The organism is Mycolicibacterium celeriflavum, assembly GCF_010731795.1.
GTDB lineage: Bacteria > Actinomycetota > Actinomycetes > Mycobacteriales > Mycobacteriaceae > Mycobacterium > Mycobacterium celeriflavum.
The window spans coordinates 2,208,740-2,229,447 of sequence record NZ_AP022591.1; the positions used below are offsets into that span (position 1 = coordinate 2,208,740).

16 protein-coding genes are annotated in these 20,708 nt (G+C 68.0%); 9 read left to right on the forward strand and 7 right to left on the reverse strand.

The genetic code is table 11. The features are described from left to right. The first annotated feature begins 21 nt into the window (after positions 1-21). Positions 22-1,008, forward strand: coding sequence for a dimethylarginine dimethylaminohydrolase family protein (locus G6N18_RS10820; protein WP_197931658.1), 987 nt, complete (start codon positions 22-24; stop codon positions 1,006-1,008). Between the two features lie 11 nt (positions 1,009-1,019). Here the strand turns inward: G6N18_RS10820 and G6N18_RS10825 are convergent, their stop codons facing one another. Next, entirely contained in the window at positions 1,020-4,313 is a 3,294-nt protein-coding gene (locus tag G6N18_RS10825; RefSeq protein ID WP_083000891.1) for an error-prone DNA polymerase, read from the reverse strand. A 69-nt stretch (positions 4,314-4,382) separates the two neighbouring features. On the opposite strand from G6N18_RS10825, the gene G6N18_RS10830 reads away from it, so the two are divergent. After that, positions 4,383-5,081 carry a histidine phosphatase family protein gene (locus tag G6N18_RS10830; protein ID WP_083000893.1) on the forward strand — a complete coding sequence of 233 codons (699 nt, stop codon included), beginning with the start codon at positions 4,383-4,385 and terminating at the stop codon, positions 5,079-5,081. A gap of 29 nt (positions 5,082-5,110) precedes the next feature. Next, the gene (locus G6N18_RS10835; RefSeq protein ID WP_083000894.1) at positions 5,111-7,138 is read left to right on the forward strand and encodes an erythromycin esterase family protein; all 2,028 of its coding nucleotides are present in this window, start codon (positions 5,111-5,113) and stop codon (positions 7,136-7,138) included. Positions 7,139-7,208: 70 nt separating this feature from the next. On the opposite strand, the gene G6N18_RS10840 is transcribed toward G6N18_RS10835, so the two are convergent. Further along, a complete protein-coding gene (locus tag G6N18_RS10840) occupies positions 7,209-8,096 on the reverse strand; it encodes a universal stress protein (protein WP_083000896.1) in 888 nt (295 codons plus the stop codon). A 57-nt stretch (positions 8,097-8,153) separates the two neighbouring features. Next, a complete protein-coding gene (locus G6N18_RS10845; protein WP_083000897.1) occupies positions 8,154-9,023 on the reverse strand; it encodes a MaoC family dehydratase in 870 nt (289 codons plus the stop codon). A gap of 81 nt (positions 9,024-9,104) precedes the next feature. Here G6N18_RS10845 and G6N18_RS10850 point away from each other — a divergent pair, with 81 nt between their 5' ends. Together G6N18_RS10850 and G6N18_RS10855 are read left to right on the forward strand one after the other, a co-directional pair. Next, positions 9,105-11,108 (forward strand): SDR family oxidoreductase, encoded by a 2,004-nt coding sequence (locus tag G6N18_RS10850; RefSeq protein ID WP_179962393.1) that lies wholly within the window; start codon positions 9,105-9,107, stop codon positions 11,106-11,108. Between the two features lie 24 nt (positions 11,109-11,132). After that, positions 11,133-12,170, forward strand: a complete 1,038-nt coding sequence (locus G6N18_RS10855; protein WP_083000901.1) for a nucleoside hydrolase — start codon at positions 11,133-11,135, stop codon at positions 12,168-12,170. On the opposite strand, the gene G6N18_RS10860 is transcribed toward G6N18_RS10855, so the two are convergent. From G6N18_RS10860 to G6N18_RS10870, 3 genes are read right to left on the reverse strand one after another with little or no spacing between them, the layout of a single operon-like run. Beyond that, a complete protein-coding gene (locus G6N18_RS10860) occupies positions 12,167-12,397 on the reverse strand; it encodes a DUF6480 family protein (RefSeq protein WP_067226131.1) in 231 nt (76 codons plus the stop codon). The two genes, G6N18_RS10855 and G6N18_RS10860, sit on opposite strands and share 4 nt — an antisense overlap. A gap of 30 nt (positions 12,398-12,427) precedes the next feature. After that, positions 12,428-13,993: a DNA polymerase Y family protein gene (locus G6N18_RS10865; RefSeq protein ID WP_083001117.1), complete on the reverse strand. Its 1,566-nt coding sequence runs from the start codon at positions 13,991-13,993 to the stop codon at positions 12,428-12,430. Positions 13,994-14,023: 30 nt separating this feature from the next. Then, positions 14,024-14,707 (reverse strand): DnaE2-dependent mutagenesis accessory factor ImuA', encoded by a 684-nt coding sequence (locus tag G6N18_RS10870; protein WP_083000902.1) that lies wholly within the window; start codon positions 14,705-14,707, stop codon positions 14,024-14,026. A 233-nt stretch (positions 14,708-14,940) separates the two neighbouring features. Here G6N18_RS10870 and G6N18_RS10875 point away from each other — a divergent pair, with 233 nt between their 5' ends. Genes G6N18_RS10875 through G6N18_RS10890 form a run of 4 tightly spaced genes read left to right on the forward strand, consistent with a single transcriptional unit; the run spans position 14,941 to position 19,115 of the window. Further along, complete coding sequence (locus G6N18_RS10875; protein WP_083000904.1) at positions 14,941-15,786, forward strand: SDR family NAD(P)-dependent oxidoreductase; 846 nt, start codon at positions 14,941-14,943, stop codon at positions 15,784-15,786. Between the two features lie 9 nt (positions 15,787-15,795). Beyond that, the gene (locus G6N18_RS10880) at positions 15,796-16,728 is read left to right on the forward strand and encodes a ferritin family protein (protein ID WP_067226141.1); all 933 of its coding nucleotides are present in this window, start codon (positions 15,796-15,798) and stop codon (positions 16,726-16,728) included. Position 16,729: 1 nt separating this feature from the next. After that, on the forward strand, positions 16,730-18,214 hold the full coding sequence (locus G6N18_RS10885) for a flavin-containing monooxygenase (protein ID WP_083000906.1): 1,485 nt from the start codon (positions 16,730-16,732) through the stop codon (positions 18,212-18,214). Position 18,215: 1 nt separating this feature from the next. Beyond that, positions 18,216-19,115: a MerR family transcriptional regulator gene (locus G6N18_RS10890; protein ID WP_083000907.1), complete on the forward strand. Its 900-nt coding sequence runs from the start codon at positions 18,216-18,218 to the stop codon at positions 19,113-19,115. Here G6N18_RS10890 and guaA read toward each other — a convergent pair whose 3' ends face one another. Then, positions 19,116-20,708, reverse strand: a complete 1,593-nt coding sequence (gene guaA, locus G6N18_RS10895) for a glutamine-hydrolyzing GMP synthase (RefSeq protein ID WP_083000909.1) — start codon at positions 20,706-20,708, stop codon at positions 19,116-19,118.

Sequence of the window (20,708 nt, forward strand, 5' to 3'; positions counted from 1 at the left end):
AACGCCCGCCAGCGAACGGCGATGAACGCCGGCGTGGACAGCCCGGTGATGGTACGTAGCGAGTTCGCCCCGTTACGTACGGTCGTCGTGGCCCAGTCTCAACTCCGGCCTCCCGACGAAATGCCGGAGAGCATGGCGGCGTTCCTCACCCCGGAGTCTCGTGAGCTGGTGAAGGACATGAACGGTCGCGAGTATGCCGAGGCCTTTCCCGATCGCCAACAGCAGTGGGAGTCCGAACGCGAGAACCTGTCTTCGCTGCTCGAGCGGTACGGCGTGGAAGTGTTGCGGCCGCGTCTGCTGACCGACGCGGAGAAGGCCGCCGGTGACGGCGACGGCTACGCCAACTTCTTCGTCCGTGACCCGTGGTTCACCGTGGGCGACTTCGTCATCGAGGGCAGCCTGCGCTTGCCTCACCGCCGCCTCGAAGTGTTGACCAGCCGCGAGATCCTCAACAGCCGAGCACTTACCGGGTCGTGCACCTACGTCGCGCTGCCGCAGCCGGCGATACCCGACGGCGATTCCGAAGACAACGGAGCCGGGCCATTTCTGGAAGGCGGTGACGTGCTGGTGTACGACAAGCATGTGTTCGTCGGCCACTCCGGACTGGCCTCCAACCCGCTGGGGATCAGATGGCTAAACGAGCTGCTCACCCCGCTTGGCTACACCGTCGAAACCGTCCGGCTCGCACCGAATTTCCTACACCTGGACTGCGCTTTGGGGTTGGTTCGGGAGGGCCTGCTCGTCGCTTGCCCTGACGGGCTCATCGACGGACTGCCCGCCACGCTGGAGGGTTGGGAACGGATCGACGTCAGCGAGGAAGACGGCATCGCACTGGGCACCAACGGGTTGCCGATCAGTCCGGACGTCTACATCACCGACCCGGCCTTCCGCCATATCGGGGACCGCATCGCCGAGCACGGCGTCACCGTCGAATACGTCGACTTTGCGATCTCCCGCGGCCTCGGAGGCTCGTTCCGCTGCACCACACAGCCACTGCGTCGTGAGTGACTGCACATTCCTTACCGGAAGTCGCGGGACTTCGAGCTGATGGCCAAGGTGAGCTTGCCCATCCGCTCAGCGACGACGGTGACGGCGCCGGTCGCGTTCTGCACCTGACCGCGGATCAACAACGCCGTGGCCGTCTGCGCCAGCTTGCGGTGCCGCACCCACACACCGCGCGAGCAGATGATGTTGACCATCCCGGTTTCGTCCTCGAGGTTGAGGAACGTGACGCCCTGGGCGGTCGCCGGCCGCTGGCGGTGCGTGACGGCCCCGGCCACCAGCACCCGGGAGCCGTCGGGCACCTCCAGCAGGCTGCCCGCCGGGACCACGCCCATGGCGTCGAGATCCTCGCGCAGGAACTGCGTGGGATAGCTGTCGGACGAGACACCGGTCGCCCAGACGTCCGCGGCGGCCAACTCGAGTTCGGTCATACCGGGCAGCGCGGGAATGTGTGACGACGCGCCCACCCCGGGCAGCCGGTCGGGCCGCTGCGTGGCGGCCGCCCCCGCCGCCCACAGCCCTTCGCGCCTGGCGATGTCGAAGCAACCCAGCGCTCCCGCGGTGGCCAGCGCCTCGGTCTGCGGCACCGACAGCTGCACCCGGTGAGTCAAGTCCAACAGGGAGGTGAACGCGCCGTTGGCTTTTCGTTCGTCGACCATCTTCTCGGCCAGCTCGTCGCCGATGTGGCGGACACTGCCCAGACCCAATCGGACCGCGTTCCCTGCGTCTTCCAGGGTGGCGTGCGTCTGGCTGGCATTGACGTCGGGCCGTCGGACGACGACGCCGTGTCTGCGGGCGTCGGCCACCAGCGACTGCGGGGAGTAGAAGCCCATCGGCTGCGCGCGCAGCAGCGCGGCGCAGAACGCGGCGGGGTGGTGCAGCTTGAACCACGACGAGTAGAACACCAGCGACGCGAAGCTCAGCGAATGGCTTTCCGGGAAGCCGAAATTGGCGAACGCTTCCAGCTTCTCGTAGATCCGGTCGGCCACCTCGCCGGTGATGCCGTGCCGCTGGCGCATGCCGTCGTAGAACCTGCCGCGAAGCCGGCGCATCCGCTCGGTCGACCGCTTGGACCCCATCGCCCGGCGCAGCTGGTCGGCTTCGGCGGCGGAGAAACCCGCGCAGTCCACCGCGAGCTGCATGAGCTGCTCCTGGAAAAGCGGCACTCCCAACGTCTTGTGCAACGCCGGAGCCATCGACGGATGTTCATAGGTGACGGGCTCTTCCCCGTTGCGCCGCTTGATGTACGGATGCACCGATCCGCCCTGGATCGGGCCGGGCCGAATCAACGCCACCTCGACGACCAGGTCGTAGAACACGCGGGGCTTGAGCCGCGGCAGGGTGGCCATCTGCGCGCGCGACTCCACCTGGAACACCCCGACGGAGTCGGCTTTTTGCAGCATCTCGTACACCGCGGGCTCGGACAGGTCCAGTTGCGCCAGGTCGACGTCGATGCCCTTGTGCTCGCGCACCAGGTCGATGCAGTAGTGCAGCGCCGAGAGCATGCCGAGGCCGAGCATGTCGAACTTCACCAAACCTATTGCCGCGCAGTCGTCTTTGTCCCACTGCAGCACGCTGCGGTTCTCCATCCGCGCCCATTCCACCGGGCACACGTCGGCGATGGGTCGGTCGCAGATCACCATGCCGCCGGAGTGAATGCCCATGTGCCGCGGCAGGTTGGAGATCTCCTTGGCCAGCTCGATCACCGGCTCGGGGATGTCTTCCACATGTGGCGCCTCGGCGAGGTTGCCCCACTGCCCGAGCTGCTTGCTCCAGGCGTCCTGCTGCCCCTGCGAGAAGCCCAGCGCGCGGGCCATGTCGCGCACCGCGCTGCGGCCACGGTAGGTGATCACGTTGGCCACCTGGGCGGCGTAGTCGCGGCCGTACCGGTCGTAGACGTATTGAATCGCCTTCTCCCGCAGGTCCGATTCGATGTCGATGTCGATGTCCGGCGGGCCGTCGCGGGCCGGGGACAGGAACCGCTCGAACAGCAACTCGTTGGCCACGGGGTCCACGTTGGTGACGCCGAGCGCGTAGCAGACCGCGGAGTTGGCCGCCGATCCCCTGCCCTGGGCCAGGATGCCGTTCTCCTTGCAGAACCGGGTGATGTCATGGACCACCAGGAAATAGCCCGGGAAACTCAGTTGCTCGATGACTTTCAGTTCGTGCTCGATCTGCGCGTACGCCCGCGGCGCGCGCTCCGGTGGCCCGTACCGTCGGCGTGCACCCTGCATCACCAGATGCCGCAGCCAACTGTCTTCGGTGTGCCCGTCGGGGACGTCGAACGGCGGCAACCGGGGCGCGATCAACGACAGCCCGAACGCGCACTGCTCGCCGAGGTCGGCCGCGGCAGTCACCACCTCGGGGCGGTCGGCGAAAAGTTGCGCCATCTCCGCGCCCGATCGCAAATGTGAACCGCCCAGTGGGGCAAGGTAACCGGCCGCCTCGTCCATCGAGTGCCGGGCGCGGATCGCCCCCATCGCCATGGCCAGCCGACCCCGTGACGGTTCGGCGAAGTGTGCGGCGGTGGTCGCGACGACGTTCAGGCCGAAGCGCGGCGCGAGTTCGGCAAGGGTGGCGTTGCGTTCGTCGTCACACGGATGTCCGTGGTGGGTGAGTTCGATGCTGACCCGGTCCCGGCCGAACCGGTCGACAAGGTCGGCCAGTACCTTGGCGGCCGCGTCGGGTCCGCCGGTTGACAGCGCTTGGCGGACATGGCCTTTGCGGCAGCCGGTGAGGATGTGCCAGTGGCCGCCCGCGGCCTCGGTCAACGCGTCGTAGTCATAGCGCAGGACTCCCTTCTCGCCGCCGGCCAGGTGTGCCTTGGCGAGTTCGCGTGACAGCCGCCGGTAGCCTTCGGGGCCGCGCGCCAGCACCAGCAGGTGCGGGCCGGGTGGATCGGGATCTTCGGTCCGGTTGCCGCCGCCGAGCGACAGTTCAGCCCCGAACACCGTCGACATCTCCAGTTCCTTGGCGGCTTCGGCGAAGCGCACCACCCCGTAGAGGCCGTCATGGTCGGTCAGCGCGATCGCCCGCAGATCGAGCCGGACCGCTTCCTCGACGAGTTCCTCCGGTGTGCTGGCGCCGTCGAGGAAGCTGTACGCCGAGTGCGCATGCAGTTCGGCATAGGGAACTTCCGCGCCGGCCCGCTCGACGTCCGCCGCCTCGTATGCCCCGCGCTTACGCGACCAGGCCGGGCTGTCGCCGCCGTCGCCGATCTGCTCGTCGATGGGCCAGCCGGCCCGCCGCGGCTTGCCGCGCAGCACCCGCTCCATTTCCGTCCAGCTCGGCGGCCCGGTATGCCAGCCCATGCCCACCAGTGTATCGAACGAATGTTCGATACGTGTTCAGACGGTCACTGCCTTCGATAGATTCGGCCAATGACCATCCTGCGCCGCGCGCTCACCGCCCTCGCCGCCGCACTGATGCTGGGAGCGAGCTTGCCCGCTGCGCCCGCATCGGCCTCGCCGGTCATCACGATCACCTTCGTCCGGCACGCGGAATCCGTGGGAAATGCCAGCGGCATCATCGACACAACTGTCCCTGGTCCCTCACTCACGCCGACGGGCCAACAGCAGGCCAAGGAGGTGGCCGCGCGCTTGTGTCAGACGCCCCACGACGGCGTATACGCCTCCACGATGGTCCGCACCCAGCAGACAGCCCAGCCGTTCGCGGACGAACTCGGTGAGCAGATCGTCGTGCTGCCCGGCCTGCGCGAAGTCGAGGCGGGCGATCTCGAAGGCCGGCCCGAAGCCGAAGCCACGCACGGCTACCTGCAACCCCTGCAGCAGTGGCTGACGGGTGACCGGTCGGCCCGCATCCCCGGATCGATCGACGGCAACGAATTCGACGCGCGCTTCGATGAGGCGGTCGACACCATCTACCGCAGCGGACATCAGCGGCCCGTCGCGTACTCGCACGGGGCGGCCATCGCCATGTGGACGATGATGAACGTCCGCAATCCTCCGTTGGAGCTCGCGGCGACGCAGCCGCTACCGAACACCGGCCTTGTCGTCGTCCAGGGCAATCCGCAGGGCGGCTGGACGCTACTCGACTGGAACGGCACGAAATTCGACTGACGGCGTTCCGTGCCGGGTATCCGATAAGGATGACCCAAGGAGCGACGACACACACGCGAATATTCCGCGACCGCAGAGAGGCCGGCCGCATTCTGGCCCGCCTCCTCGACGGTTACCGGGGGCGGTCCGACGTCATCGTCCTCGGCCTTCCGCGCGGCGGTATACCCGTCGCATGGGAGGTGGCGGCGGCGCTCGATGCCCCGCTGGACGCGTTTCTGGTCCGTAAGCTCGGCGTGCCGGGGCACGAGGAGTTCGCGATGGGTGCGATAGCTCTCGGCGGTCGCGTCGTGCTCAATGACGACGTGGTCCGCGGTCTGCAGATCACGCCGGAGAAGCTGCAGCAGGTCGCCGAGCGCGAAGGTCGCGAGCTGATGCGCCGCGAAGAGGCTTATCGAGGTGGCCGGCCGCCGCTCGACGTGACCGACAAAACGGTGATTCTGGTCGACGACGGCTTGGCGACCGGAGCCAGCATGCAAGCCGCGGTGCAGGCGCTTCGGGAGATGCGACCCGCCGAAATCGTCGTCGCCGTGCCCGCAGCACCCGAGTCGACGTGGCGTGAATTCACCGGCATCGCCGATGACGTCGTCGTGGCCACCATGCCGCAGCCATTCCGGGCAGTGGGACAAGCCTATTGGGATTTCGACCAGACCACCGACGACGAGGTGCGGGAACTGCTTGCCACGAGGACTTCGTCCACCGCGGCGGTTTCAGCGGCCGAGGTATCACCCGCCGACCACTTGCGCCGCGTCGTCATCGACGCTCCCGATGGCGTTCCGCCACGCGAGGTGCTGGACGAGCTGATCGGCAACGCCCGGGTGGTGCTGATCGGCGAGAGTTCGCACGGCACACACGAGTTCTATTGGGCGCGTGCCCAGATCACGAAGTGGTTGATCGCGGAGAAGGGCTTCTGCGGCGTCGCGGCCGAGGCCGACTGGCCCGACGCCTATCGGGTGAACCGCTATGTCCGCGGCATCGGAGACGACGCCGACGCCGAGCAGGCGCTGCGCGGATTCCGCCGCTTCCCCACCTGGATGTGGCGCAACACCGTGGTCCGCGACTTCGCCGAGTGGCTGCGAACGCACAACCGGGACAGGGACCGCCGCGAACAGGGCGGCTTCTACGGTCTGGATCTGTACAGCCTGCACCGTTCGATGGCAGAGGTAATCGATCACCTCGAGAAGGTGGATCCCGCCGCGGCAGCGCGTGCCCGGCAACGGTATTCGTGCTTCGATCACGCCTCCGCGGAGGGCGACGGCCAGGCGTACGGGTTTGCGGCGGCGTTCGGCGCCGGCCAGTCGTGCGAAGAAGCGGCGGTCGACCAACTTCTCGAGATTCAGCGCAACGCCGTGGAATACGCCCGCCGCGACGGATTGCTGGCCGAGGACGACGCCTTCTACGTCGAGCGCAACGCGCATGTGGTGCGCAATGCCGAAGCCTATTACCGCCAGATGTTCGGCGGCCGGGTCAACACCTGGAACCTGCGTGACGAACACATGGCGGATACGCTCGATGCCCTGCTGGCGCATCTGGATCGCGACGACACCGGTAGGTCACGGATAGTGGTGTGGGCCCACAACTCTCACGTCGGCGATGCACGCGCTACCGAGGTCTCCGCCGATGGCCAGACGACCCTCGGTGCATTGGCGCGCGACCTGTTCGACGACCAGGCACGGCTCATCGGGTTGACCACCTCGACCGGCACGGTGACCGCGGCCAGCAGGTGGGGCGGCGCGGCGCAGCGCAAGGTGGTCCGGTCTCCGCTGCCCGACAGCGTCGAGGAGCTGTTCTCCGAGGCCGGGGCGGAGCCCTTCTATGTGGCGATGCGCCGCGACGGTCGGCCGTCAGCCGCGCCGCTTGATGACATCCGGCTGGCCCGCGCGATCGGCGTGATCTATCTGCCGGACACCGAACGCCAGAGCCATTACTTCCATGTCCGGCCGGCCGATCAGTTCGACGCGATGATCCACATCGACCGCACCCGCGCACTGGAGCCGCTCGAGCCCACAGGTGAATGGGTTGAAGGTGAAGTGCCCGAGACGTATCCGTCCGGACTGTAGCGGCGGCAGGTTGCGATTCTTTCGTCGCAACAGCCCTACATGCAATCTCGGCTCTAGCGTCGTCGAGCGCTCACGGTAGGTCTTCGGGGCCGAGTTGTTGGCGCGGCACCACCACCATCGGGACGTCGAGAACGCGCATCATCTTGGCCGCCGTCGACCCGAGGAACAGCCGCCGGGGTGCGCTGAGTCGACTCGACCCGACCATGATCAGATCCCCGTCCTGCCAGTCCAGCTTGCTCACCGCCTCTTCGACCGTCGCACCATCGACGATCGTCGACGTCACGGGAAAGCCTTGCGGGAGCTCGGCTTTCGCCGACTCGTGAACCTGGCGCGCATGTGTCAGCGCCCGCTCCCGCGCCGCGTCGCCGTCTCCGCGCAGCGCTCCGAACGTCGGGTCCAGGGCCACCAGCGACACCAACCGCAGCGGGGTGCCTGCCGCCCGGCTGAACCGAACAGCGGTGTCCAGCAGGATGTCTGCGCCCGCGCGCTCACCGATCGCACAGGTGACTTCGCGGACGCGGTCGATGCCCGAGTCGCGCGTTCGGCGAGGCGCCACTGCGACGGGCACCGGAGCCGAGTGCAACAACTCGTTGACCACCGACCCCAGTGAGAAGCCACCTGCCAGGCCGCCGCCCGCTGCACCGACGACGATCATGTCGGCCTCGACGCGCGCCGTCTCCTGAATGAGCCCGTCGGCCGACGAGTCGTCGTACCGGACGTGGCTGCGTACGACGATGTCGTCGGGCACGGTGGCGCTGGCTTCGGCCAGCCACTCCCGGGCCTGTGCGGTGAGGTGCTCCTCGAAATCGCCGATCGGCTTGATCGACGGGGCCACCCGGTCCGGCGGCAGCACAATGCACAGGTCGAGCTCAGCGCCGAGCGTGCGGGCCAACCGCACCCCGAGCGCCACCGCATCGGCACCGCCTGATGTGGCCAGATAACCAATGACGAGCCTCATGGTCGACCATCCTGTCAATCCCGGGCATCCGATGCCGGCGGATCGACCAAATGCCGGTCAGTCCCGGTATTCCGCGGCGCCGTCCTCGAGAACGAGGCGGGCGTTCGAACCGTCGGGATCGGCGGCCTCCGTTCGGAACACTGCGCGGCCGGCCTCGGTCCGCCAGATCGACGTCGTGAGCGTCTCGCCGGGGAACACCGGCGAGGTGAACCTGGCGTCGATCGCGCTCACTTTCGTCGCGTCGCCGCCGCCGAGTTCGGCGACCAGCGCGCGGCCCGCGACGCCGTAGCTGCACAGCCCGTGCAGGATCGGCTTCGGGAAGCCGGCCAGCTCCCTGGCGAACCACGGGTCGCTGTGCAGCGGATTGCGGTCGCCCGACAACCGGTAGATCAACGCCTGGTCTTCGCGCGTGGGCAGTGCAATTCGGGCATCCGGTTCACGGTCGGGAATCTCCGGCGCAACGGGCCGCTGTCCCGGTTGCCCGCCGAAGCCGCCCTCGCCGCGGATGACCGCTGTCGTGAAGGTTTCCGCGACGACGTTCGACGTGTCCGGATCGGTGCCCGTCGCCTTGAGCATGACGATCGCGTTCTTGCCCTCACCCTTGTCCTGGATGTCGGCGACCTCGGCGACCACGCTGAGCTTGCCCGCCGGCTTGAGCGGCTCGTGCAACCGGATTCCCTGCGAGCCGTGCAGCAGCATCGCGAAGTTGAACGAGCCGATCATCGCCGCCGCCGCGAACGGCAGACACGCGATCACCGCATAGGTGGGGAGCACCTGCTGTTCGATTCCGTGGCTGTTTTCGGTGGTGAACGCGAGATCGGCGGTACCCGCCCCGACACCCAGCGCGTAAAGCAAGGTGTCGCGGTCGGTCCATTCGAACAGTTGCGGGTCGGTCTTGGCGCCGATGGCTTTGGGGTCGAGTGGCATACCCGAACGATATCCGCCGGACGTCAACGGCTCGGTCACACGCCATTGACGTTTCACCCGCCGAGGGCCACGATGACTCGCATGCGCTATGTCGTTACCGGCGGTACCGGGTTTATCGGACGGCGAGTGGTAGCCCAGTTGCTGGCCCGCGACGGGGACGCCGAAGTGCTGGTGCTGGTCCGCCGGGAGTCGCTGTCCCGGTTCGAGAGGTTGGCCGCGGCGTGGGGTGAACGCGCGAAACCGCTGGTCGGCGATCTCACCGCCCCGAATCTGGGGGTGGCGGCAGAGGCGCTCGCCGAGGCCGGCGCTGTCGACCACGTCGTGCACTGCGGCGCGATCTACGACATCACCGCGTCGGACGCCGACCAGCGCGCGGCCAACGTGGAGGGCACCCGCGCGGTGATCGAGGTGGCGAAACGATTCGACGCGACGCTGCACCACGTGTCGTCGATCGCGGTTGCCGGCACCTTCCGCGGTGAGTTCACCGAGGATGACTTCGACGTCGGTCAGGAACTGCCCACGCCGTATCACCAGACCAAGTTCGAGGCCGAGTTGCTCGTGCGCAGCGCCGCCGGCCTGCGCTACCGGGTGTACCGGCCCGCGGTCGTCGTCGGCGATTCGCGCACCGGCGAAATGGACAAGGTCGACGGGCCGTACTACTTCTTCCCGGTGCTGGCGAAGCTGGCCAAGCTGCCGTCGATCACCCCGATGGCGCTGCCCGACACCGGCCGCACAAACCTGGTGCCGGTCGACTACGTGGTCGACGCGCTCGTCGCGTTGATGCACCTGCCGGATCGCGACGGCCAGACATTTCATCTCACCGCGCCGAAAACCATTGGACTGCGCGGTATTTACCGCGGCGTCGGCAAGGCGGCCGGACTGCCTCCGCTGCGCGCCTCGCTGCCGCGCTCGGCCGCGGCCCCCATCCTCAAAGTCGGTGGACGCGCCAAGGTGGTGCGCAACATGGCGGCCACCCAACTCGGCGTGCCCGCCGAGATCCTCGACGTGGTGGACCTGATGCCGACGTTCACTAATGAGCGCACAGCGGAAGCGTTGCGCGACAACGGCATTGAGGTACCTAAGTTCGCCGATTATGCGCCTGCGCTCTGGCGGTACTGGGCCGAGCATCTCGATCCCGACCGGGCCCGCCGCGACGATCCGGCGGGACCGCTGGTCGGCAGGCACGTGATCATCACCGGGGCGTCGAGCGGGATCGGTCGGGCGTCGGCGATCGCGGTCGCCGAACGCGGCGCGACGGTGTTCGCGTTGGCGCGCAACGCCGATGCACTCGACGAACTGGTCGCAGACATTCGCGCCGCCGGTGGCCGAGCGCACGCGTTCACCTGCGATGTCACCGACTCGGCGTCGGTCGAGAGCACCGTGAAGGACATCCTGGGCAGGTTCGACCACGTCGACTACCTGGTGAACAACGCGGGACGCTCGATCCGTCGATCGGTGGTCGCGTCCACCGACCGGCTGCACGACTACGAGCGGGTGATGGCCGTCAACTATTTCGGAGCGGTGCGGATGGTGCTTGCGCTGCTGCCGCATTGGCGAGAACGGCGGTTCGGTCACGTGGTCAACGTGTCGAGCGCGGGGGTACAGGCCCGCAACCCGAAGTACAGCTCGTACCTGCCGACGAAGGCGGCGCTGGACGCGTTCGCCGATGTGGTCGCGACCGAGACACTGTCGGACCACATCACATTCACCAACATCCACATGCCACTGGTGCGTACGCCGATGATCGCGCCGTCGCGGCGGCTCAACCCGGTCCCCGCGATCAGCGCCGAGCACGCCGCGGCGATGGTGGTGCGCGGCCTCATCGACAAACCCGCGCGGATCGACACGCCGTTGGGCACCCTCGCCGATTTCGGCAACTACTTCACGCCGCGGTTGTCGCGGCGCGTGCTGCACCAGCTGTATCTCGGATTCCCGGATTCCGCCGCGGCGCGCGGCGAGCCGTCCGCGCAGACCAGGCCCAGCGGCACCCGACGCCCCCGGCGACCGACGCGGGCGGTGCCCACCTTGCGGGTGCCGCGGCCGGTCAAGACCGCGGCGCGGTTGGTGCCGGGTGTGCACTGGTAACCGAGGTTTCCTATCGTTGGCGGCGTGACGCAACCCGTGTTCGCCGATGTCGACACCGGCGTCGATGATGCGATGGCGTTGGCGTACCTGTTCGCCAGCGCCGACGCCGCGGTAGTGGGGATAGCGTCCACCGCGGGAAACGTTCCGGCACAACAGGTCTGCCGCAACAACCTGCGCCTGCTGGAGTTGTGCCGGATGCCGCCCATCCCGGTATCGAAGGGCTCCGAAGCGCCCGTCGCCTCGCTCCTGCGCACCGCTGAGGACACCCACGGTCCCGAGGGCATGGGGTACGCACGGTTGCCCGCGACCGAGCGGAAACTCACCGCACATGACGCCGCCGAGGCCTGGGTGCGCGCGGCGCGTGCGTATCCGGGTGAACTGGCCGCGATCGCCGTCGGCCCGCTCACCAACCTGGCACTGGCGCTGCGCATGGAGCCCGCGCTACCGACGTTGTTGCGCCGGTTGGTGATCATGGGTGGCGCGTTCGACTATCGAGGTAACACCACCCCGGTCGCGGAGTGGAACATCAGCGTGGACCCGGAAGCCGCTGCCGAGGTGTTCACCGGATGGAACGTGGCGTGGCACGGCGCGCAGCCCAGTCATCTGCCGATTGTGTTGGGGCTGAACCTGACCGAGCACATTGCGATGACGCCCGCCATGCTGAACCGGCTGGCGACGGAAGCCGGCGCGATGTCGGTGGCGATGAGCGTGTCCGATGACCGCGGCGCCCGGTCGGCGGCGGCCAACCCGCTGATCGCGGTGCTCGAGGACGCGATGCGGTTCTACTTCGAGTTTCATTTCGACCAGGGCGAGGGCTATCTGGCGCATCTGCACGACCCGTTGGCCGCGGCGGTGGCGTTGGATCCCGACCTCGTCACGTGCCGGGCGACCACCGTCGACGTCGAGCTGACGGGCACGCTGACCCGCGGCATGACCATCGCTGACTGGAGCAACCGGTGGGGTCGGAAACCGAACGCGCTCATCGGCATTGACGTCGACCCGGGCGCGTTCTTCGACCGGTTCATCGCGCGCGTCGGCGCGTTCGCGCGGCGCCTGGGCTAGCCGACGATCAGCCACACCGCGGCGGCCAGGAACAACAGCACGAAGAGCGCGACCGCGATGATGCTTGCGACGGCCGTCGGCGTCCACCGGTGCCGTGGCCGCGATTCCACCGCGCCCACGCCCGAGGTCTGGTCGGAGTCGGGCGGCGTCGACCCGGGCGGCACGCCACCACCGGGCTCGAGGTCCGGTGTGTCGGCCGGGTCAGGGTCTGGCGGTATAGCGGTCATCGATGTGCGGGGTACCCCGCTGTGCCGGTGTCACTCATAAATCCCTTCGACGTACCACCGTCGCTGCCGGTAACACAGCAGCAAGGCCTGCCCCGGCTGGGCGTCGCGGGAGGACGCGCCGTCGAGCAGGACCTGCGCCCGTGCGGTGCGGCCGGCCCGGTCTTGTTCGGGATCCCACCACCGCTCGTCGACCGGCCACGGCCCGGCCCACCAGGCCAACCTGCCGGCCTTGACCACCTTGCCGGGTGTAGCCAGGCGTGCCGGATCGGTGGAGAACAGGCCGCGGGCGGTTACCCGCACCGGTCGACCGTCGACGTCGAACAACTCGACCGGATCGTCGAGCAACACGGTCGGCGACGGTTCGGGCAGTTGGCCGGGCCACGGCTGACGGGGGTCGGCCCGCGGTACGGGCTCATCCCCCAGCGGGGTGAGCGTGATGCGTTCGGCGGGTCCCCGGCCACCGCTGAGCACCGGCACCTGCACCGCCTCCGGTCCGAGCAGACCCTGCACACGCACCAACGCGCGCCGGGCACGCAGTCGGTCCTCTTCTCCCACGCCACCCCACAGCGGCAGCTGCAGCGCTTCAGCCGACACCACCTCCACCGGACGCAACCGGAGTACCGTGATCGGCGCGGTAGGCCGGTCGTTGGGGTTGCGCCTGTTCAGCCAGCCGTCGAGTTGCCAGCGCACCCGGTCGGCGGTGGCGTCCTCGGTCAGTGGTTCGGCGCAGCGCCAAACCCGTTCCAGCTCTTCGCCGTTGGCGGTGATGGCGTGGATGGCCAGCCGGGTGCAGCCCACCCCGGATGCCGCCAAGCTACGGTGCAGCTCAGAGGCCAGCGAGCGGCCGGCGAAGGCCGCGGCGTCCACCCGGTCGATCGGCGGGTCACAGTCCATGACGGCGTCGAGTTCCGGTTCGGGTTCGCGTCCCGACGGACCACGGGTGGGCTCGCCGCGGGCAAACTGGTGCGCGGTCACCGCGTCGGCACCGAACCGCGAGGCGACATCGCTGCGGGCCAGCGCGGCGAACTGCCCGATGTTGCGAATCCCCATCCGCCACAGCAGGTCTGCCAGGTCTTCCCGTCCCGGCGCGGCCAGGCTGGGCTCGGTGGCCAGTTGACGGATCGACAGCGCCGACAGGAACGACGCATCCTGTCCGGGCTCGACGATCCGCCCCGCCCGCGCGGCGAACACAGCGGTGGGCAACTGGTCGGCGACACCTACCTGGCATTCGGCTCCCGCAGCGGCCACTGCGTCGACCAACCGCTCAGCGGCGGCTTGTTCGGACCCGAAGTAGCGGGCCGCCCCCCGGACCGGCAACACCAGCAGACCCGGTCGCAACACCTCGGCCCGCGGCACCAGGTCGTCCACCGCGAGCGTCACGCCTTCGAAATGGCGGGCATCGCGCGCCGGGTCGGCGGTGGCCACGTGCAGTTCCGGGCACCGCGCCTGCGCTTCCCGACGGCGCAGCCCCCGCCGCACACCCGCCGATCGGGCCGACGCCGAACAGGCGATGACCCGGTTGGCCAGCGTCACCGCGATCGGGGCGGTCGACGGTAGGTCCGCCGCTGCCGCTGCGGCGACGGCCGGCCAGTCCATGCACCAGATGGCGAGAACGCGCGAGGACACTCATCCGCCCACTGCGCGCCCGGAACCGAAAGACCGCCCCCCGGCCCGCATGGCCAGTCGCACCCGGCTGATGCGGCCGAACCCCGGGCGACCCTGACCCGTGATCTCGTAGCCGCACACCCTGGCCTCCAGCCGGGCCGACGCCCCCTGCCAGTCGCCGCCGGTGACCAGCAGGGTGCATCCCTTCTGCCGGGCCCGGGCCACCACCGCCCGCGCACGGGTGGCCGGCACGGACCGCCCGCGCAGGCCGAGCACGACCAGATCCATACCGTCCATCAGCACCGCGGCGACCTCGACCGGATTGGCCCCGGCTTCAGGGACGACCGCGATCCTGCTCAGGTCTGCACCCATCTCCACAGCCGCCAGCAGACCGACGTCGGGTTGGCCGACGATCGCGGCGTGCCCGCCGCCCGCAGTCACCGCCGCCACCATGCTCAGCAGCAACGACCGAGCCCCGGTCACCACCGCCACGGTGCCGCGCGGCAACGGCGCATGGGACAGTTCGGCCAGCGTTTCGGGCATCGGCAGCAAAGTTTCCGAAGCCGGAAGCTGATCGGCCGAGGAGGCTGCGCCGCGTCGGCCGGCACCAACTTTGCCGGAGACTGCCGCTATCTTGCGACGCAGGTGTTCTACCTGTTCAGCGCGGGTAAGCTGGCGCCGATCCAGGCTGACGGCAGCTGTCACATCAGCACCTCCTGCATCGTCTGACTCAATGGTTTCTCGAATGTATGTTCGATACGCCGAGTAAACACCCACCCACCGACAGCGTCAAGCGCGTCCAGTGAGCATCGAGTGCACGGTGGGTGTACGCAAATGTCGAAAACCCGGACACTGACCGCGCACTCGGCGAAACCAATGACCAATGATGACATTGACAAATGTCACCAATTGGTGGTGTACTTCGACGGTGCTCAACGATGCGCCGGCGGCGTGATGCCGTGAAACTCTTCGGGGACAGGCGAAGTCGCGATGCCGCGGCCGTCATCACCGGCGCAGGCAGCGGCATCGGTGCCGCCTTCGCCGTCGAGCTCGCCAACCGCGGTGGCCGGGTGGTGTGCAGCGACATCGACGAGGCGTCGGCCCGCTGCACCGCCGAGGCGATCGAAAACCGAGGTGGACAAGCGATAGCGGTGCGTTGCGACGTCACTCGCATCGACGACGTCACCGCGCTGGCCGACGAGGCGCAATCCTGGTTCGGCGGCCCACCGACCGTGGTGATCAACAACGCGGGCGTCGGCGCGGGCGGCCTGCCGATCGGCGAGACCGGCCTCGACGACTGGCGCTGGGTGCTCGACATCAACCTGTGGGGCCCGATCCACGGCTGCCACGTGTTCGCGCCGATCCTCAGAGACGCGGGCTATGGCGGCATCATCAACGTCGCCTCGGCCGCGGCCTTCGGTGCGGCGCCGGGGATGGCGGCCTACAACGTCAGCAAGGCCGGCGTGTTGTCGCTGTCGGAAACATTGGCCGCCGAACTGAGCGGTTCCGGTGTCAACGTGACCGCGCTGTGCCCGACGTTCGTCAAGACGAACATCGTCCAATCCGGCCGCATATCAGCGAAGTCCACCCAGTTGGCCGACCGGCTGATGCGATGGACCGGCTTCTCCCCCGACCGGGTGGCCCGCATGTGTCTGGACACGCTCGATCGCGGCGGCCTGTACTGCATGCCGCAGCCGGACGCCCGAATCGGCTGGGGCATCAAACGATTCACCCCGACGGTGTACACCCGCGCCGTCGGCTTGACGACCCGCGTCACGAGCTAGGAGGTTCCGATGGCCACCAAGACCAAGATCGACATGGACGCGATGCTGGCCAAGATCAAGGACCGGCAGTGGGCGTTGGCCGACATCGATTGGGATGCTCCGGGTGCGGAGTTGATCACCGACGAGCAGCGGCCGAAGTTGAAGGCCTTCATGGCAGACCTGTGCTGGATCGAGAACATCGGGGCACGCGGGTTCGCGGCGCTGGCCAAAAAGGCGCCGACGCCGACGATCGCGGAGATCTACCGCTACTTCCACGCCGAGGAGCAACGGCACGCCAATGCCGAACTGGCGCTGATGAAGCGGTGGGGCATGCTCGAAGACGGTGAGGTCCCCGAGCCCAACGTCAACATCCGGCTGGCCATCGACTGGCTGGACCGGTGGGCGGACGACATGCCGCTGTCGCTGCTCGGCACGGTCATTCCGATGCTCGAGGTCGCCCTCGACGGTGCGCTGCTGAAGTTCCTGCTCGATGAGGTGCACGATCCCGTGTGCCACCGGGTGTTCGAGAAGATCAACAACGACGAATCCCGGCACCTCGTGGTCGATTTCGAAGTGCTCGACATGATCGGCCATGCCAGGATCCGGCGGTTGCTGATCGACTTCATCGGCCACAACGCCACCCCGGGTCTGATCATCGGCGCGGTCATGGGTGCACCGCTGATCAACAGGATCCGCAACGAGATCGTCGCCATGGGTATGGAACCGGAGCGGCTGTACCGGGCGGTGAAGAGGTTCAAGGAACTGGGCGACCGCGGCGAGTACACCAACCGGGTGCCGACATACCGCTTCCTGCGGCGCTACGCCGGTGTCGTCACCAACCCGCGCCACCCCTATCACCTCCTGGCCAACTCCATGGTGTGGATCTCCGACCGGTATCCGAGGCCGTTGCTGCCGTCGGTGCCGAGCTGGGTCAAAGAGGTCACCCACGAGCCGGCGGCCTGACATGGACGTCCACGACACGCTGATCGTCGGTGCCGGGTTCACCGGCATCGGCGCGGCGATCAAGCTCTCCGAGGCCGGCGTCGACGACTTCGTCATCCTCGAACGCGGCGACCGGGTCGGCGGCACATGGCGCGACAACACCTATCCCGGTGCGGCATGCGACATTCCGTCGCTGCTGTACTCGTTCTCGTTCGCCGGGAATCCCAACTGGTCGCGGTCCTACTCGCCGGGCGAGGAGATCCGCGCGCACATCGAGGACATGGTCGACGATTTCGGACTTCGCCACCGCATCCGGTTCGGCGTCGAGGTGAACGGCCTGCAATTCAGTGAGGCCGATGGGGTGTGGACGGTGAAAGCCAAGGGCCGAAAACGCTTTCGGGCGCGCACCGTGGTCCTGGCGTCGGGGCCGTTACCGGATCACAAGTGGCCCGACATCCGCGGCCTCGACAGCTACCGGGGTCACAAGATCCACAGTGCGCGCTGGGATCACGACTACGACTTCGCCGGCAAGCGGGTGGCCGTCGTCGGCACGGGCGCCAGCGCGGTGCAGATCGTGCCCGAACTGGTGAAGCGCGCCGACTTCGTCAAGGTCTTCCAGCGCACGCCGGGCTGGGTGCTGCCCCGGCTGGACATCGCCACACCGGCTGCCGCTCAGACCTTGTTCGCGAAAGTCCCTGCGGTGCAGGAGATCGCGCGCCAAGCGTTGTTCTGGGGTCATGAGCTCACCGCGACCGCACTGGTGTGGGACACCCCGCTCACCGGGCTGGTCGCCCAACTCGGCAAGGCGCATCTGCGGCTACAGGTCAAAGATCCGTGGCTGCGCCGCCAGCTCACACCCGATTTCACCCCGGGCTGCAAGCGGATGTTGATGTCCAGTGACTACTACCCGGCGCTGCAACGGGACAACTGCAAGCTCATCGACTGGCCGATCGCGACCATGAGCCCGGTCGGCATCCGCACCAGCGACGGGGTCGAACACCACCTGGACTGCGTGGTTTTCGCCACCGGTTACGACGTCCATCTGACCGGACCGCCGTTTCCGGTGACCGGTATCGGTGGCCGCAAGCTGAGCGAGGACTGGGCCGGCGGCGCACAGGCCTACAAGAGCGTCAACGCGCACGGCTACCCGAACCTGTTCTTCATGACGGGTCCGAACTCCGGTCCGGGCCACAACTCGCTGCTGGTGTACGTCGAAGGGCAACTCGACTACACCGTGCGGGCAATCACCACCATTCTCCGTGAACGACTGCGCTATCTCGACGTACGTGAGGACGTTCAGCGGCGCTACAACGAACGCATCCAGAAGCGGCTGACCAAGACCACCTGGATGTCGGGTTGCAGCAGTTGGTACCTGACGGCCGACGGTTTCAACGCGTCGATGTACCCGGGCTTCGCCACCCAGTATCTTCGACAGATGCGGGACTTCCGGCGCGACGACTACGTCGCTGTAGCGCGCGACGTCTACGCGGTCACCACACCGGCCTGAAATGACAGGACGGCAGCCGCGACCGCCGGCGGGACCGATCTCGGCGATTCTCAACGGGCTTCGGCGAGCGGACAAACGGGTGCGCCGCGGTTCCCGCGATGTGGTCGCGACGGCGGTTTCGCAGCTGTTCGACGCCGCCGTGCAACCCCACGGCGTCGAGGAGTCGGGCGAGTACCGCATCGAGGAGCTCGCCCGGTTGGCCGGCACCACTACCCGCAACATCCGGGTGTACCGCGACCGGGGCCTGCTGCACCCGCCGCTGCGGGTCGGCCGGATCGCGCTGTTCAACGACACCCACCTGACCCGGTTGCGGCTGATCACGTCGCTGCTGGACCGCGGCTACAACATCTCCCACGTGCGCGAGATGTTGTCCGCGTGGGAACAGGGCAAGGGCGTCGGCGAGATCCTCGGGCTCGAATCGGCGATCGCGGGCAGCTGGGCGACGGAGAAGCCCGAGCGGATGAGCGTCGCCGACGCCAGGCGGCTGGTCGACGACGATCCCGGTTTCGACCGGATGGTCGGTCTCGGCGTGATCAAGCTGGAGGATGGTGAGGCCGTCATCGTTCGGCCCAAGCTGATCGAGGCGTTCAACGACATCCGCCAATACGGCGTGGGCACCGACAAGCTCATCGACCTGCACGAGCGGATCGGCCCGCTGATCGACCAGATCAGCGGCATCCTGGTGCAGGCGGGCATCGAGGAAGTGCTGCACCGCATCAACCCGGGCGCCGCGCTGCCGCCCGACACCGAGATCGCCGAACTGATCACCATGCTCGTGCGGTTCCGCACCCAGGCGGTGTCGGCGGTGTCGGCGACCCTGGCCTTCTCGATCGAGTCGACGATCGAGTCGCTGGTCGGTGAGATCCTCGGGGACGTCATCGACAAAGACTCGGGCGCTTGATCACTCCCACTCGATGGTGCCGGGCGGTTTGCTCGTCACGTCCAGCACCACCCGGTTGACCTCCGCCACCTCGTTGGTGATCCGGGTCGAGATGCGTTCGAGCACTTCGTAAGGCACCCGCGTCCAGTCGGCGGTCATGGCGTCCTCGCTCGACACCGGGCGCAGCACGATCGGATGCCCGTAGGTGCGGCCGTCGCCCTGCACGCCCACCGACCGGATGTCGGCCAGCAGCACGACGGGGCACTGCCAGATCTGGTTGTCCAGCCCTGCCGCGGTCAGTTCCTCGCGGGCGATCGCATCAGCGCGACGCAGCGTCTCCAGCCGCGACGCGGTGACCTCGCCGACAATCCGGATGCCCAAGCCGGGACCCGGAAACGGTTGGCGCGCAACGATTTCCTCCGGCAATCCGAGCTCACGGCCGACGGCTCGCACCTCGTCCTTGAACAGCAATCGCAGCGGCTCGACCAAGGTGAACTTCAGGTCGTCGGGCAATCCCCCGACGTTGTGGTGGCTCTTGATGTTGGCGGTGCCCGAACCTCCGCCGGACTCCACCACGTCGGGATACAGCGTGCCCTGCACCAGGTATTCGACATCACCAGTTGGCTCCTCGCGCAAGCGCTCGTCGGCCGACCCACCACCCTCCACAAGGCTGCGCACCGCCCCTTCGAACGCCCGGATGAACTCTCTGCCGATGACCTTGCGTTTGCCTTCGGGGTTGGTCACCCCCGTCAGCGCCTCGAGGAACCGGTCGGCGACGTCGACGGTGACCAGGTTGGCGTGGGTGGCGGCGACGAAGTCACGCTGCACCTGCGCCCGCTCGCCCGCCCGCAGCAGGCCGTGGTCGACGAACACGCAGGTCAACCGGTCGCCGATGGCCCGTTGCACGAGCGCGGCGGCGACGGCGGAGTCCACCCCGCCGGACAGCCCGCAGATCGCCCGACCGTCACCGATCTCCTCGCGCACCTGCTCGACGAGCGCCTCGGCGATGTTGGCCGGCGTCCAGGTCGAGTCGATCCCGGCGAACTCGTGCAGGAAGCGGCTCAACACCTGCTGACCATGAGGCGTGTGCATCACCTCGGGGTGGTACTGCACACCGGCCAGTCGCCGGGCCCGATTCTCGAACGCCGCGACCGGCGCACCGGTGCTGGCGGCCACCACCTCAAAGCCCTCCGGGGCCTCGGTGACGGCGTCGCCATGGCTCATCCATACCGGCTGAGTCGTCGGCAGATCCGAATGCAGTTGCCCGCCAGTGACTTTCAACTCGGTGCGGCCGTACTCGCGCGTCCCGGTGCGCGCGACCGTTCCTCCGAGCACCTGTGCCATCGCCTGAAAGCCGTAGCAGATACCGAACACCGGTACGTCCAAGTCGAACAGCTGGGGGTTCAGCCGCGGGGCGCCGTCCTCGTAGACACTGGCCGGCCCGCCGGAGAGCACGATGGCCGCAGGGTCACGGGCCTTGATCTCCTCCACGCCGGCGGTGTGCGGGATCACCTCGGAATACACGCGCGCCTCGCGGACCCGGCGAGCGATCAACTGCGCGTACTGCGCTCCGAAATCGACAACCAGTACAGGTCGGGGAGATCCTGATGTCAC

Excerpts from the sequence above, each read along its gene's own strand:
- G6N18_RS10835 (WP_083000894.1), top strand. The coding sequence starts at position 5,111 with ATGACCCAAGGAGCGACGACACACACGCGAATATTCCGCGACCGCAGA.
- G6N18_RS10825 (WP_083000891.1), bottom strand. The coding sequence starts at position 4,313 with ATGGGCTGGCATACCGGGCCGCCGAGCTGGACGGAAATGGAGCGGGTG.
- G6N18_RS10875 (WP_083000904.1), top strand. The coding sequence starts at position 14,941 with ATGCGCCGGCGGCGTGATGCCGTGAAACTCTTCGGGGACAGGCGAAGT.
- G6N18_RS10885 (WP_083000906.1), top strand. The coding sequence starts at position 16,730 with ATGGACGTCCACGACACGCTGATCGTCGGTGCCGGGTTCACCGGCATC.
- G6N18_RS10840 (WP_083000896.1), bottom strand. The coding sequence starts at position 8,096 with ATGAGGCTCGTCATTGGTTATCTGGCCACATCAGGCGGTGCCGATGCG.
- G6N18_RS10880 (WP_067226141.1), top strand. The coding sequence starts at position 15,796 with ATGGCCACCAAGACCAAGATCGACATGGACGCGATGCTGGCCAAGATC.
- G6N18_RS10850 (WP_179962393.1), top strand. The coding sequence starts at position 9,105 with ATGCGCTATGTCGTTACCGGCGGTACCGGGTTTATCGGACGGCGAGTG.
- G6N18_RS10860 (WP_067226131.1), bottom strand. The coding sequence starts at position 12,397 with ATGACCGCTATACCGCCAGACCCTGACCCGGCCGACACACCGGACCTC.
- G6N18_RS10830 (WP_083000893.1), top strand. The coding sequence starts at position 4,383 with ATGACCATCCTGCGCCGCGCGCTCACCGCCCTCGCCGCCGCACTGATG.
- G6N18_RS10890 (WP_083000907.1), top strand. The coding sequence starts at position 18,216 with ATGACAGGACGGCAGCCGCGACCGCCGGCGGGACCGATCTCGGCGATT.
- G6N18_RS10865 (WP_083001117.1), bottom strand. The coding sequence starts at position 13,993 with ATGGACTGGCCGGCCGTCGCCGCAGCGGCAGCGGCGGACCTACCGTCG.
- G6N18_RS10820 (WP_197931658.1), top strand. The coding sequence starts at position 22 with ATGAACGCCGGCGTGGACAGCCCGGTGATGGTACGTAGCGAGTTCGCC.
- G6N18_RS10845 (WP_083000897.1), bottom strand. The coding sequence starts at position 9,023 with ATGCCACTCGACCCCAAAGCCATCGGCGCCAAGACCGACCCGCAACTG.